Consider the following 14,233-nt stretch of genomic DNA (forward strand, 5'->3'; position numbering starts at 1 on the left):
GACAGCCGATTCACCAGTCATCGTCCACGTCGCCGTCGTCGAGTTCGTGCTCGAGAGGGGCGGGCACAGCCAGCCCCTGCGTGGTGCCACCACCACCGGAGCCGCGATGCCCCATCGCACCCATCGGACCCATGCCCCCGCCCATACCGGCGGCGGACACCGGTGCCACCCCGCCGAACGCATTGCTACCGGCCATGGCCGGTTCGGTGGCCACCGACACCGGCGAGGTGCCGCCCACGAGCTTGCCCATCAACGGTGTCTGCGCGCCGCCACCGCCGGAGCCCGGCAACGACGCCGCCTTCATCAGCCCGGCACCCGAACTCGGGCCGGACCCGCCCGCCGCGGGGTGAGTGGAGAACGCGGAGAACGGCATTGGACCACTGCCGGTGCCCCCCTTGCCCGCCGAACCGAACATCTGCGTCAACTGCTGCAACGGCTGAGTCAGCTGCTGCAACGGCTGGGTCAGCTGCTGAGGAACCTGGCCGAGCATCTGCGGGATCTGCCCGAGCATCTGCGGCAACTGCCCCATCATCTGCATCATCTGCTCGCCGCCCTTCTGCGCGGCTTGCTGCGCTTCAGCCGTGGGCGGTGTGGTGACGGCCGGCATGTTGGCCGTGGTTCCGAGGCTGCTCGCCAGTTCCGAGGTCGCGGCGGTCACGGTGGCGATGTTCTGCGACAGCCCCATCTTGATCACGCCTTCGATCAGCGCCTGCTTGTTGTCGATCGGCAGCGCCTGCAGCATCTCGACCTCCTGCTGCACCTGCTGCGCGGTGGCGTTGACAGCCGTCTTGGTCTGCACGACGGCCGCGGCCATGGCGGTGAGCTGGGTGGCGATGGACTCCGCCTGCGCACCGTTGGCTTCGTGGTGGCCGATCATCGTGGTGGCTTCGCCGGATGCGGCCGTGGCGCCGGTGCCCTGCCAGACCTCGTTCAGCTTCATCAGCTGATTGGTCTGCTGGGGCACGATGTTGCCGGTGATGTTGGCCGCCAACTTCTGATAGGAGGCCGACGCTGCGGTCAGCTGTTCCTCATCGATGTTGGGCCATCCCGGACCCGTCACCGTCTGCGACCCGTACGGGCTGCTATCCGGCGGCATCCCCATGCCACGGCCCCCTTCTATGCATCCTGCACATGTGGAGCAAACATTACCGTGCCGGACAGGGGTGGCAACGCACCTTTAACCCAAGATCAACCCGGAGGTCGGGACCCCGGTGCCTGCGGTGACCAGCACATGCTCCACATCGTCGACTTGATTGACCGACGTACCCCGCAACTGCCGCACGCCTTCGGCAATGCCGTTCATGCCATGGATATAGGCCTCCCCCAATTGGCCGCCATGGGTGTTGATCGGCAATCGGCCGCCGAGTTCGATCGCGCCACCGGCGATGAAGTCCTTGGCCTCGCCCTTACCGCAGAAACCGAGCTCCTCCAGCTGGATCAGCGTGTACGGCGTGAAGTGGTCGTACAGGACGGCCGTCTGGATGTCGGCGGGCGACAGGCCGCTCTGCTCCCAGAGTTGACGGCCCACCAAGCCCATCTCCGGCAGGCCGAGCTCCTCGCGGTAGTACGAGTACATGGTGAACTGGTCAGCACCGGCACCCTGGGCGGCGGCCTCGATGGTCACCGGCCGGTGCTTGAGGTCCTTGGCCCGCTCGGGGGTGGTGACGACGATGGCCACGCCGCCGTCGGTTTCCTGGCAGCAGTCCAGCAAGCGCAGCGGCTCGGCGATCCACCGGGAATTCTGGTGATCCTCGATGGTGATGGGCTTGCCGTAGAAGTGCGCCTTGGGGTTGTTCGCGGCGTGCTTGCGGTCGGCCACCGACACCACACCGAAATCGGCACTCGTGGCGCCGTACTCGTGCAGGTAGCGCTGGGCGATCATGGCCACCGATGCCGCGGGAGTACTCAGCCCGTGCGGGTAGGACCAGCTGTACTCGACGCCGCGCGAGTCGGCGTTGACGGTCAGGCCGGTCATCACCTGGCCGAAGCGGAACTCCGAGCGCTCGTTGAAGGCCCGGTATGCCACAACCACTTCCGCCACGCCGGTCGCCACCGCGAGCGCGGCCTGTTGCACGGTCGCCGCAGCGGCACCGCCGCCGTAGCCGATCTGGCTGAAGAACTTCAGGTCGCCGATGCCGGTGGCCCGCGCGACGGCGGTCTCCAGGTTGGAGTCCATCGTGAAGGTCACCAGACCGTCGACGTCCGACGGCTGCAGGCCGGCGTCGTCGAGCGCGTCGAGCACCGCCTCTGCGGCCAGCCTCAGTTCGCTGCGGCCGGAGTTCTTGGAGAAGTCGGTGGCGCCGATACCGGCGATGGCTGCCTTGCCGGACAGGCTCACTGCGCTGCTCCCAACACGAGGGTGGAGGTGGCGATGACATGATCGCCAAGGCTGTTGCTGCCCACCACTTTCAGCGTCACCAGGTCACCGTCGAGCGCAGTCACCTCACCGGTAAAGGTGATGGTGTCGTAGGCGTACCACGGCACCCCGAGGCGCAGCTTGATCGACTTGATGACGGCGTTCGGTCCGGCCCAGTCGGTGACGTAGCGCCCCACCAGACCGGTGTCGGTGAGGATGTTGACGAAGATGTCCTTGGACCCCTTGGCCTGCGCCTTGTCCCGGTCGTGGTGCACGTCCTGGTAGTCACGCGTCGCGATGGCCGTGGACACGATGAACGTCGGGTCCCCGTAGATCTGCAACTCGGGCAGTTTGGTGCCGACTTGGAGGTCGAGCTTGGTGAGGCTCATGCTTGCGGCTCCCATGCGTAAAGAGTCCAGGCTGGGCTGACGTCGCTGTCCGGAAAGTCGATAAATGTTGCGGTGACCGGCATTCCGATCTTCACCTGTTCCGGGTCGACACCCCGCAGCTCACCGAGCATCCGCACACCCTCGTCGAGTTCGACGAGCGCGATGACGAAGGGCAGGGTGCGACCAGGAACCTTCGGTGCGTGGTGCACGACGTAGCTGAACACCGTGCCCTTGCCCGAGGAAACCACGTAATCCGTTGGTGCATCTTTGTCCTGCCACACCGCGGGCACCGGCGGGTGCTGCAGCGTGCCGTCGGGGCGACGCTGGATCCGCAGTTCGTGGGCATTGACACCGTCCCAGAAGAACTTGGTGTCGCGCGACGACGCCGGCCGCATCAGCTTGTCCGGGTCCAGATCCTCGGGGACGGCCACGGTTTCGGCGGACGGTTTGTTGCTCTTGTCGGCAGGCAGGAACTTCATGATGCGCCAGTCCATGTCGGCGACTTCCTCATCGCCGACATGCCACCGGATCTTCTGGTTGACGAAGTAGCCCTCGCCCAGCGCAGTCTGCTTGGGACCCACCACATCGGTGATCTCCGCGGTCATGCTCACCCGTTCGCCCGGCTGCAGGTAGCGGTGGTAGGTCTGGTCGCAGTTGGTGGCCACGACCCCGACGTACCCGGCATCGTCGAACAGCTTCATGATCCGGGCCAGCGGATCGTCGTCGGACCTGGTGCGGCCGAGCCCCATCATGGTCCACACCTGAATCATGGCGGGCGGCGCAACGATCCCGGGATGACCGGCCGCGCGTGCCGCTTCCTCGTCGACGTAGATCGGGTTCTTATCGCCGATCGCATCGGTCCAATGGTGAATCATGGGCTGATTCACCGGGTCCCGGCCTACCGTCGGCTCGCCACGCCCGGCCGCGACAATCTCATCGATGCCTGCTTGAAGGTCACTCATCTGCAGTCCCCTCGGCCGAGTGGCCACTTGATGCACGAAATTGGCAGAAATGCGTGTGGTAACTGGCCACTCGACCACACATCACCGCGGAACCCTCGGCACTTTCAGCCCCGACGCGGCGATCATCTCCCGCATCACCTCGTTGACCCCGCCACCGAACGTGATGACCAGGTTGCGCTTGGTCATCTTGTCGAGCCACTCCAGCAGTTCGGCCGTCTCCGGGTCGGCCGGGTTGCCGTAGCGGCCCACGAGTTCTTCGGCCAGGCGCCCGACCTCTTGGATGCGTTCGGTGGAGAACACCTTGGTCGCCGCGGCGTCGGCGACGGCGATGGTCTCACCCGACGCCGCGACCTGCCAGTTGAGCAGTTCGTTGATCCGCCAGATGGACTTGATCTGCCCGAGCAGATGCCGCGCATCGTCGTGCTCGATGGGCGTCACGCCGTCGGAGCCGGGCTTGGACGCCCACGCGTGGACGTGGTCGTAGATGCCGGCGACGCGCCCGGCCGGGCCCAGGCTGACCCGCTCATGGTTGAGCTGGGTGGTGATGAGCTTCCAGCCGCCGTTCTCCCCGCCGACCACCATGTCGGCCGGCACGCGCACGTCGTTGTAGTACGTCGCGTTGGTGTGATGGGCACCGTCGGACAGGATGATCGGGGTCCACGAGTAACCCGGATCCTTGGTGTCGACGATGAGGATCGAGATGCCCTTGTGCTTGGCCGCGGTCGGATCGGTGCGGCAGGCCAGCCAGATGTAGTCGGCATCGTGTGCGCCGGTGGTCCACATCTTCTGGCCGTTGACGATGTATTCGTCGCCGTGCCTGACAGCGGTGGTCCGCAGCGAGGCAAGGTCTGTGCCGGCCTCGGGTTCGGAGTAGCCGATCGCGAAATGGATGTCGCCGGAAAGGATCCCGGGCAGGAACTTCTTCTTCTGTTCCTCGGTGCCGTACACCTGCAGCGTGGGACCCACGGTCTGCAGGGTGACCAACGGCAGCGGGATATCGGCGCGGTTGGCCTCGTTGACGAAGATCTGCTGTTCGATGGGCCCGAAGCCCAGCCCGCCGTACTCCTTGGGCCAGCCGACCCCCAGCTTGCCGTCGGAGCCCATGCGCTTGATCACCGCACGGTAGGCCTCATTGTGGCGATCGGATTCCATCGCCTTGGCCTCGTCGGGAGTGATGAGAGTCGAGAAGTATTGCCGCAGTTCGGCTTGCAGTGCCCGCTGCTCGGGTGTCAGTTCGATGAACATGCTCTACGCTCCCACCAGATCCAGCCGATGCACGGGACCGCCCAGCAAGCGGGCCAGGTCCTTGATCGACGAGTAGTAACGGTCCATCGGATAGGTGATGTCCATGCCCATGCCGCCGTGCAGATGATGGCAGGTGCGCATCGCGGGCGGCGCCTGTGAGGTCAACCAGTAGCCGAGGATGGCGAGATCGTCGTCGGCGTCAAGACCTTCGGACAGCCGCCAGGTGGCCGACGTCGACACGAGATCGATGGTCCGCGAGGCGATGTAGACCTCCGAGAGCTGGGCGGCAACGGTCTGGAACGTCGACAGCGGACGCCCGAACTGCTCGCGGGTGGCGACGTAGTCGGCGGTGAGCCGCAGCGCACCCGCCACGAGCCCGGCCGCGAACGCACCCGTGGTCGCCAACACCAGCTGGTTCACGCGGTGCGCCGTCGCGCCCGGCAGGACATCCTCTGCGGGAATCTCCACGTCGGCGAACGTCACGACGTATTCGTCGGAACCGTTGGCGGTCGGCGTCTTCGTCACGGTGACGCCTGCGGCGGTCGGGGCGACCACGACGACGCCGCCGTCGGCGGTGACCACCAGCCACTGTGCCGACTCAGCGTAGGGCACACCGACTTTCGTACCGGTGAGCTTCCCGTCCGCATACGTCGCGGCGGGTCGCTCGGGCAGCTGGGCACCGGGCTCGTTGAGCGCCGCCGACAGCACTGCACCCTTGGCCACGCCCGCCAGGTAGCGGTCCTGCTGGGGCTCGGAAGCCAGATCGAGCAGCGGGATCAGCCCCAATCCGAGGGTGGCCAGCGCGGGCCCGATGGTGCCGTGCCTGCCGATCTCGGTCAGTGCGGTGGCGACCTCAAGCAGTCCCAGCCCGTCTCCGCCGAGCCGCTCGGGTACCGCCAGCGCCGACACGCCACCGGAAACCAGTGCGTCCCAACTGTTGTCCCGCTCCAGCACGGACGTCACGACATCGGCGACGGCCTGCTGCTCGGGATTCGGTGTGAAGTCCACCCGTGTGCTCCTTGATCCGTCAGCGCCTCAGTGTGCGACCGGGCATTTTCCCGTGTAGTCGACCTGCCAATGCTTGATGCCGTTGAGCCAGCCGGACTTCAGCCGCTCGGGCTGACCGAGCGGCTTGAGGTCGGGCATGTGGTCGGCGACGGCGTTGAAGATCAGGTTGATGGTCATCCGGGCCAGGTTCGCGCCGATGCAGTAGTGCGCCCCGGTACCGCCGAAACCGACGTGCGGGTTGGGATTACGCAGGATGTCGAACGTGTGCGGGTTCTCGAAAACCTCGTCGTCGAAGTTGGCGGAGCGGTACGACATCACCACGCGCTGCCCCTTCTTGATCTGCACACCACCCAGCTCGACATCCTCCAGGGCGGTGCGCTGGAACGCCGAAACCGGTGTGGCCCAACGGACGATCTCGTCGGCGGCAGTCTCCGGGCGGTCCTTCTTGTACAGCTCCCACTGCTCGGGGTGCTGAGAGAAGGCGATCATGCCGTGGGTGATCGAGTTGCGGGTGGTCTCGTTGCCGGCCACCGCGAGCATCACCACGAAAAAGCCGAACTCGTCGTCGGAGAGCTTCTCGCCGTCGATGTCGGCCTGGATCAGCTGCGTGACGATGTCGTCGGTGGGGTTGTTGGCGCGCTCCTCGGCCATCTTCATGGCATAGGTGATGAGCTCGAACGAGGACATCGCCGGATCAATGTCGGCGTATTCGGGGTCCTCGCCCGCGGTCATCTCGTTGGACCAGCGGAACAGCTTGTCCCGGTCGTCCTGCGGAACGCCGAGCAGACCGGCGATGGCCTGCAGCGGCAGCTCACACGACACCTGCTCGACGAAGTCGCCCGCCTCCGCGGACGCCGCGGTCTCTGCGATCTTCTGGGCACGCTCACGCAGTTCGGCCTCCAGCCGGCCGATGGCCCGCGGGGTGAACCCGCGGGAAATGATCTTGCGTAGCCGGGTGTGCTGCGGAGCGTCCATGTTGAGCAGCACGGCGCGTTGCAGGTCGACGGCTTCGCGCGTCATCTCCTGCGGCCAGACCGGGATGGCCCCGTCCGGTGAGCTACCGAATACGTCGTTGCGCTTCGACACCTCTTTGACATCGGCGTGCCGGGTGACCAGCCAGTAGCCCTTGTCGCCGAACCCGCCCGTACCGCCCGGGACGTCGACCCAGTGGACCGGCTCGGACGTGCGAAGCTCGGCGAGCTCAGCGACGGGCAGACCTTTGAGATTCAACTCCGCATCCAGGGGGTCGAAGCCGTGGGGAAGGTTCGGGCAGGGCATGCTCATCTCCTTGAAACTCCAGTACATGGCGGGCAGCGAGACAAATCCGTCTAGTACCTCTTGAAGACCATTGAAACATGCCTTCACCGCAGATAAAAGGCACGGCGGCATCGCTGCTTGTCAGACTAATGAAACGTGTTCTAGCCTGACGATATGGGTAATCCTGTCATCGTCGAAGCCACTCGCAGCCCGATCGGCAAGCGCAATGGTTGGTTGTCGGGCCTGCACGCCACCGAACTTCTGGGGGCTGTGCAGAAGGCGTTGGTCGAGAAGGCGGGCATCGACGCCGGCGACGTCGAGCAGCTCATCGGTGGCTGCGTCACGCAGTACGGCGAGCAGTCCAACAACATCACCCGCGTGGGCTGGCTGACCGCGGGTTTGCCAGAGCATGTCGGCGCGACAACCATCGACTGCCAGTGCGGTAGCGCGCAGCAGGCCAACCACCTCATCGCCGGCCTGATCGCCACTGGCGCCATCGACATCGGCATCGCCTGCGGTATCGAGGCCATGAGCCGGGTCGGTCTTGGCGCCAACGCGGGGCCGGACCGCAGCCTGATCCGGGCGTCGTCGTGGGACATCGACATGCCCAACCAGTTCGAGGCCGCCGAGCGGATCGCCAAGCGTCGCGGCATCACGCGCGCCGACGTCGACGCCCTTGGCCTGGCATCGCAGGCCAAGGCCAAGCAGGCCTGGGCCGAGGGCCGTTTCGACCGGGAGATCTCCCCGATCTCGGCGCCGGTGCTCGACGAGAACAAGCAGCCCACCGCCGAGTGGGCCCCGGTGACGCGTGACCAGGGCCTGCGCGACACCACCGCCGAGGGCTTGGCATCACTGAACCCGGTGCTGGAGGGGGGCATTCACACCGCAGGGACGTCGTCGCAGATTTCCGATGGTGCGGCCGCCGTGCTGTGGATGGACGAAGACAAGGCACGGGCGCTCGGCCTGAAGCCGCGAGCGCGGATCGTCGCGCAGGCCAATGTCGGCGCCGAGACCTACTACCACCTCGACGGCCCCGTGCAGTCGACCGCACGCGTGCTGGAGAAGGCCGGGATGAAGCTCGGCGACATCGATCTGGTCGAGATCAACGAAGCCTTCGCCTCCGTCGTGCTGTCGTGGGCGCAGGTGCACAATGCCGACATGGACAAGGTCAACGTCAACGGCGGCGCCATCGCGCTCGGTCACCCTGTCGGGTCGACCGGCGCCCGGCTGATCACCACCGCGCTGCACGAGCTCGAGCGCACCGGCAAGTCCACCGCGCTGATCACCATGTGCGCCGGCGGAGCGCTCTCGACCGGCACGATCATCGAGCGGATCTGAGGGTTACGTGGCACCGGAGGGCAGGAGCGAAGCGACCGGGGAATCGACACCGGAGGGCAGGAGCGAAGCGACCGGGGAATCGACACCGGAGGGCAGGAGCGAAGCGACCGGGGAATCGAAACGGTCGGAAGCGGAGCGCATCGCGGCGGCCCAGGCGTACATCGATGCGCTGTCGAGCCACGACGCCGACAAGGTGCCGTTCGCGCCAGGGTGTATCCGCATCGAGGCCGGGCTCAAGTCCGGCTTCTCCGGAGAACACCTGCGCCGCAGCCTGAATCGCGGTCCGCAATACCGCGTGATCGAGGCCACGACACCGCCCGAATTCACCGTCGACGGCGACCACATACACGCCAAATTCGACGTGCTTACCAAGCCGCGACTGTTCGGCCGGCGGGTGTGCTCGCACGTCGACGAGACGTTCCTGATCCCGGCCTCGGACGGTCAGATCCACCACATCCGGGCCAAGCTCACACCGTTCGTCAGCCGATAGGGTCATCCGTGTCATCAGCCTCCCGCCCGCTCAGCGCCAAGCAGATCGAATCTCTGAATTCGAAGGGCGTTGGCACTGCGATCAAGTGGATGTCCCGCGCGCAGACATGGCTCTTCAAGAAGACCAACGGCCGCCTGGGCGACAAGTTCCTGCGCGGGGCCGAGGTGGGGATCCTGACCACGACCGGGCGCAAGTCCGGTGAGCCTCGGGACAGCCCGCTGCTGTTCCTCCAGGAGGGCACGCGCATCGTCCTGGTCGCATCGCAGGGCGGCCGGGCCACCAATCCGATGTGGTACCTGAACCTCAAGGCCAACCCGTCGATGACGTTCCAGACCAAGCGCGAAAAACTCCACCTCACCGCACGCGATGCGACCGACGCCGAGCGCGACGAGTACTGGCCCAAGCTCGACGCGATGTATCCCGACTTCGCCAACTACCGGTCTTACACCGACCGCAAGATCCCGATCGTCATCTGCGACCCGTAGGTATCGCCATCGCGTGAATGCCCCTGAACTCTCAGTTCAGGGGCATTTTTGCATGGTTGACGAACCCGTTAGTAGACACATTTTGAATGTTGTACAGTGAGCGCGCGCACAGTGAACACCCGTTGTGCGCCAGCCCACATCTTGGCGAACGGATGGAGAACTACATGCGAACACTCTCGGGACGCCGGACCGCCGGGGCCGCTGCGACGACCCTGACGACCTGCGCGCTCTTGGCGGCGACAGCGCTGCCCGCGTCCGCCATGACGGTGACGTTCATCCGGCACGGAGAGTCCTACGGCAATGCCACCAACAACATCGACACGTCGACACCGGGGCCGGATCTCACACCCAAGGGCGAGGGCCAGGCCGACGCCGTCGCCGCCTACCTGACCTCGCCTGCCTACACCGACAAATACGGGCCCGTCGACGCGATCTATGCGTCGACCATGATCCGGACGCAGGAGACGGCCAAGCCGCTCGCGATCGACTTGAACCTGCCCGTCACCGTCATCGGTTATCCGAAGAACACCGACGCCGGAGAGCGCATCGGTGTGCAGGAAATCAGTGCCGGCATCTTCGAGGGCCTGCCCGAACAGACCGGCATCGGCCGTATCGGCTACATCGTCGCGCCGCTGGCCTGGACGTTGGGACTGCAGTTCGTCCCGGTCCCCGGCGGCGAGACCGGCCTGGAATTCAACGAGCGCATGAACAACTCGATGAAGCAGATCGAGGCGGACACCCCGGCGGGCGACGACGGTAATCAGAACGCCGCGGTGTTCTCCCACGGCGCCACCATCATGTTCTGGACGATGATGAACGTCGACAATCCGAACCTGCTGTTGATCGTGCAGCACCCGTTGACCAACGGTGACGCCGTGGTGGTGGATCAGAACGCCGACGGCAGCTGGACCCTCAAGAGCTGGGCGGGCGAAGAGGTCGGCCCCGCCAGCTACCCGACCCAGATGTTCGTCAACGTCCGCGACCTGGTCGTCGCGCCGCAGCAGGCGGTCTACAACATGCGGGTGCCCGTTCTCACGCCGGATCCCGCCGCCATTGTCAGCACTGGGGCGCAGGGTGTGCAGGACGTCGCCAAGGCCGGCGTGAAGTTCGTGACGGACTCGGTGACCGACACTGTCAACGCGATCACCAGCATCCCGAGCTCACTGAGCAGCCTGTCGCCGACGCCGCAGACCTCCACACTCAGCACCGCCGCAACCCCGGTGGCCGAGACATCCACCGGCGCCAGGTCCGTCGCCAAGATCACCGAAAAGGTCAATGGCGCAACGAATCTCGCCGACGGCAACAAGACTGCGCCCGGCAAGACCGTTTCTGTTGCGCGGCAACGGGTTCGGCAAACCGTCAAGGACGCGCAAGCCGGTGTCGAGTCGTCGATCAAGCAGGTCGGCGACACCGTCAGGAAGCTGACCGGCGCCGACAAGACCGCGCGCGGCGGGTCGGACAGCACGTCGAAAGATGCCGCGTGAGATAAGGACCACCGACAAATAAACACCGGCACTTCGGCCCCGTCCTCGAATGACGGAGGGGCCGAATTGTCGCGCCCGAATTGCGCAACGCGCGTCGGCAATTCGTCAAATTGACATCCCGGACAGCGGGACAATCCGCCAATTTCCTTGCGATTTACTGGACGATCCCTGTGCCCGTCCCCACTACCAAATACGGAGGCCCCAAAGCATGACGCGGAAACAATCGATCCTGGGAGGTGTCGCGATGGCATTCCTCGCCTTGTGCCTGGCGCTGCCTGTCGCCAACGCCGCCGAGGTGATGCGCGTGACGTTCATCCGACATGGCGAGTCATACGGCAACACTTCGGGTTTGATCGACACCTCGACACCCGGCCCGGTGCTCACCCCCAAAGGCCAGCAACAGGCCCAGGACGTCGCCAAGAAACTCGGCGACAACAATTACGACGCCATTTACGCCTCGACCATGGTGCGCACACAATTGACCGCGGCACCGATGTCGCAATACCTCGGCCTGCCCATTCAAGTTCTGCCCGGCCTGCAGGAAATCGAAGCAGGTGATTACGAGGGCACCCCGGAGAAAGACGCGATGAACGGATATCTCAAGGCCCCGATCGCGTGGGCGTTCGCCGGACAACGCGGCGCCCGGATACCGGGCTCGATCGACGGCAATGAGTTCGACGCCAGGGTCGACGGAGCGCTGCAGACCATGTACGACAACGGCGACCGGAACGTCGCGGTGTTCTCCCACGGCGGCACCATCATGTTCTGGACCATGATGAACGCCCAGAACCTCAGCACTGCCGACAAGGTCAGACTGCTCACCACCCATCCGCTGACCAACACCAGCTACGTGGTGATCGAGGGCAATCCCGAAGACGGCTGGACATTGGTGGACTGGGACGGCGAAAAGTTCGGCACCCAACCATCGTTCGAAACAAACGTGCAACTGCAGGTCCGGACCCTCACCCGACAACTGCAGCAGGCCGCCGACAGCGTGAAGGCCGCCTTCGCGACGCGGAACCCGGCGACCATCGCCACCGCGATCAACCATGCTGTCGCCACGGCGAGCTTCTCCGTCGTCAAGTTCGGCCGCGCGATCAACGCCGAGGTCATCAACCGGACCAAGGATGCCGTGCCGACCGATGCCGACTCCGCGCAGAAGAAGGTGTCCGCCGCGGTCGACACCGTCAAGGCGTCCGTGGAGGCGAACGTCAAGAACGTCGAGGAGACCGTCGACTCCGCCGTCGGGACCCAAAGCCTCACGGGTGCAGCGAAGTTGAACACTGGCGCTGGGAGGTCGAAGGCCCATGGCGCGACGGATCTGTCCGACGGCAACAAGGCGCTGCCCGGCGTGACGAAGTCGATCAGTCGCAGTGGGGACCGGGTGCGCGAGGCCGTGCAGAACACCTCCGACCAGGTGGCCACGTCGGTGCAGAAGCTCAGTGACGCGGTCAAGAAGATCACCGGGCAGAGAGGCAAGTCCGGCGCCCCCGCCGACTCCGCCAAGACGGGCGGCGAAAAGGACGCTGCCTGAGCTGAGCACGAGGCTCGGGCACTGGACCCCCGGTGCCCGAGCCCTCGTTCCCGTGGCGTGCGCACGACCGCAGATTTGTGCGATCCGGGCGTCACGACTCGTGGGAAACTGACAGCTGACAGTGCTGTTGCACCGGGGCCCGGGGGTGCCGATGAGTGTTCTGGAGGGATTTCTCTCCACCTGGGCCGAGGCGCGTTCAACGTTCGGCCAGGGTGTGCCCCAAACGGGCGAACCCTTCAAGACCGATGGGCCGCTGAGCCGGGTGCAGGCGCACCTGACTGCGGCGACGCCGGGATCGTCCTGGTCTGGCACGGCGTCCGCCGCCTACGATGCGGCCAACACCGAACATCGGGGAAAGGTGGCCGAGTTCGCGAACCTGGACCGCCGGATGGGCGAACAGATCGACCGCGCAGCACGAGTGGTGACCGTCGGCCGAACTGATCTGGACGCGGTGCGGACGTGGGTGCTCGACGCCGCAGCCAAGGCTCCCCAGAACGCGGCCGGCCAGCAGATGCTGGTGCCGATCGTGCGACGGGGCCTGAGCGACGTCGCCGACATCGTCAAACGGTCCAACGGTGAACTGAATTCGATTGCCACGACGATCCGAGGGATCGGCAGTGAATACTCCGCGCTCGGTGACCAGAAACGCGGCAAGGGCGACCAACCCCAGAACTTCGGTCCGGACGGCAACGGCCCTGAACCGGACAAGCCCCCGGAGAACAAATACGAGAAGGCGTTGAGGGACGCCGGCCTGCTCAACGGTCCCGCCGACGGGTATTACAAAAAGTGGTTGGAGAATGCCGAACGCCGCGGTGTACCACCAGAAGTCATCGTCGAGATCGCCCGACGCCACCACATCACGCCGGACAGCTTCAAAGTCCTCGACGGCTTGGAAGAGGTCAAGGACCCCGACGGCAAGTCTTACTTCCTCATGCCCAAAGGCACCACCGGCGCCGAAGCGCGCAAGGCCGTGTTGATGACCTACATCCTCAATTGCGGCACGGACTACGGTGCAGCGCCTGGCAAGAAGGATTTCGCGGAGACTCCATACTCGGCAGACGAAGTACAGCGGATCGTCGATCGGCAAAACGCAAACTCCTTCACCTACCGCGACGATGTGGACTTCATCCTCAACGCCGACGGAGCACTGATGACCACACCGAACGGCATGCTCATGGGAATGGGCGGCAACTGGGTGCAAGACCAGTTCAGTTGGATGGGCGGCAGTACTTGGGGTGATATCTACATGAGCAACATCGACCACTCCCACGGCCCTGCAGATCAACTCCGTCAGATGGTGGAGTCCGGTGTGTCACGCGGCGTCGGCCCCGACGGCGTCCCCAGGCCTGGCACGCTCGATCTGGATAAATTGCTGCATCACGAAGAACGGCATTCTCAACAGTGGGCGCAGAAGGGCCACCTCGGCATGCTGTGGGCGTTGACGTCAGATTGGATGGGCTTGGAGCGCGACGCCGGACTGAACGACGGAGGCTATGAGAAGTGATCGCGCGAGGACTGGCGATTTTGCTCACCATACTGACGATTTCTGGGTGCGAGATCTTCGGAAAGAACCCACAGGCCCCATCGCTGCCCCCGGTATTCGGAGCACGTATCACCAATGGGCAACTGCACTTTTGGACTGGCACCCCGTGTGTGCAGGTCTCCCGGATAGCCATCGCGTTCTC

The 14,233-nt window shown here is 65.2% G+C and carries 13 protein-coding genes; 6 read left to right on the forward strand and 7 right to left on the reverse strand.

Annotated features, from left to right (window positions below; all coding sequences use genetic code 11):
* Positions 1-10: 10 nt before the first annotated feature.
* The 7 genes from BTO20_RS31485 to BTO20_RS31515 form a co-directional block, all read right to left on the reverse strand.
* The gene (locus BTO20_RS31485; RefSeq protein ID WP_087079768.1) at positions 11-1,102 is read right to left on the reverse strand and encodes a hypothetical protein; all 1,092 of its coding nucleotides are present in this window, start codon (positions 1,100-1,102) and stop codon (positions 11-13) included.
* A gap of 75 nt (positions 1,103-1,177) precedes the next feature.
* Positions 1,178-2,332: a lipid-transfer protein gene (locus BTO20_RS31490; RefSeq protein ID WP_198344591.1), complete on the reverse strand. Its 1,155-nt coding sequence runs from the start codon at positions 2,330-2,332 to the stop codon at positions 1,178-1,180.
* A gap of 2 nt (positions 2,333-2,334) precedes the next feature.
* Positions 2,335-2,745, reverse strand: coding sequence for a MaoC family dehydratase (locus BTO20_RS31495; protein ID WP_198344131.1), 411 nt, complete (start codon positions 2,743-2,745; stop codon positions 2,335-2,337).
* Complete coding sequence (locus BTO20_RS31500) at positions 2,742-3,707, reverse strand: bifunctional MaoC family dehydratase N-terminal/OB-fold nucleic acid binding domain-containing protein (RefSeq protein WP_087079771.1); 966 nt, start codon at positions 3,705-3,707, stop codon at positions 2,742-2,744. The genes BTO20_RS31495 and BTO20_RS31500 overlap by 4 nt, the downstream gene beginning before the upstream one ends.
* Positions 3,708-3,788: 81 nt before the next feature.
* Entirely contained in the window at positions 3,789-4,952 is a 1,164-nt protein-coding gene (fadE29, locus tag BTO20_RS31505; protein WP_087079772.1) for an acyl-CoA dehydrogenase FadE29, read from the reverse strand.
* Between the two features lie 3 nt (positions 4,953-4,955).
* The gene (locus tag BTO20_RS31510) at positions 4,956-5,960 is read right to left on the reverse strand and encodes an acyl-CoA dehydrogenase family protein (RefSeq protein ID WP_087079773.1); all 1,005 of its coding nucleotides are present in this window, start codon (positions 5,958-5,960) and stop codon (positions 4,956-4,958) included.
* Between the two features lie 27 nt (positions 5,961-5,987).
* Positions 5,988-7,238 (reverse strand): cytochrome P450, encoded by a 1,251-nt coding sequence (locus BTO20_RS31515; RefSeq protein ID WP_087082948.1) that lies wholly within the window; start codon positions 7,236-7,238, stop codon positions 5,988-5,990.
* Positions 7,239-7,391: 153 nt separating this feature from the next.
* Here BTO20_RS31515 and BTO20_RS31520 point away from each other — a divergent pair, with 153 nt between their 5' ends.
* The 6 genes from BTO20_RS31520 (at position 7,392) to BTO20_RS31545 (ending at position 14,052) form a co-directional block, all read left to right on the forward strand.
* On the forward strand, positions 7,392-8,555 hold the full coding sequence (locus BTO20_RS31520) for a steroid 3-ketoacyl-CoA thiolase (RefSeq protein ID WP_087079774.1): 1,164 nt from the start codon (positions 7,392-7,394) through the stop codon (positions 8,553-8,555).
* A gap of 139 nt (positions 8,556-8,694) precedes the next feature.
* On the forward strand, positions 8,695-9,045 hold the full coding sequence (locus BTO20_RS31525) for a hypothetical protein (protein ID WP_087082950.1): 351 nt from the start codon (positions 8,695-8,697) through the stop codon (positions 9,043-9,045).
* A gap of 8 nt (positions 9,046-9,053) precedes the next feature.
* Entirely contained in the window at positions 9,054-9,530 is a 477-nt protein-coding gene (locus BTO20_RS31530) for a nitroreductase family deazaflavin-dependent oxidoreductase (RefSeq protein ID WP_087079775.1), read from the forward strand.
* A 164-nt stretch (positions 9,531-9,694) separates the two neighbouring features.
* Positions 9,695-11,014, forward strand: coding sequence for a histidine phosphatase family protein (locus BTO20_RS31535; RefSeq protein WP_157680375.1), 1,320 nt, complete (start codon positions 9,695-9,697; stop codon positions 11,012-11,014).
* A gap of 208 nt (positions 11,015-11,222) precedes the next feature.
* The gene (locus tag BTO20_RS31540) at positions 11,223-12,548 is read left to right on the forward strand and encodes a histidine phosphatase family protein (RefSeq protein WP_232490910.1); all 1,326 of its coding nucleotides are present in this window, start codon (positions 11,223-11,225) and stop codon (positions 12,546-12,548) included.
* 151 nt (positions 12,549-12,699) lie between these two features.
* Complete coding sequence (locus tag BTO20_RS31545) at positions 12,700-14,052, forward strand: EspA/EspE family type VII secretion system effector (RefSeq protein ID WP_087079778.1); 1,353 nt, start codon at positions 12,700-12,702, stop codon at positions 14,050-14,052.
* Positions 14,053-14,233 lie beyond the last annotated feature (181 nt).

Origin of the sequence: Mycobacterium dioxanotrophicus, from assembly GCF_002157835.1 — a bacterium.
In the GTDB taxonomy this organism is placed as follows: Bacteria; Actinomycetota; Actinomycetes; order Mycobacteriales; family Mycobacteriaceae; genus Mycobacterium; species Mycobacterium dioxanotrophicus.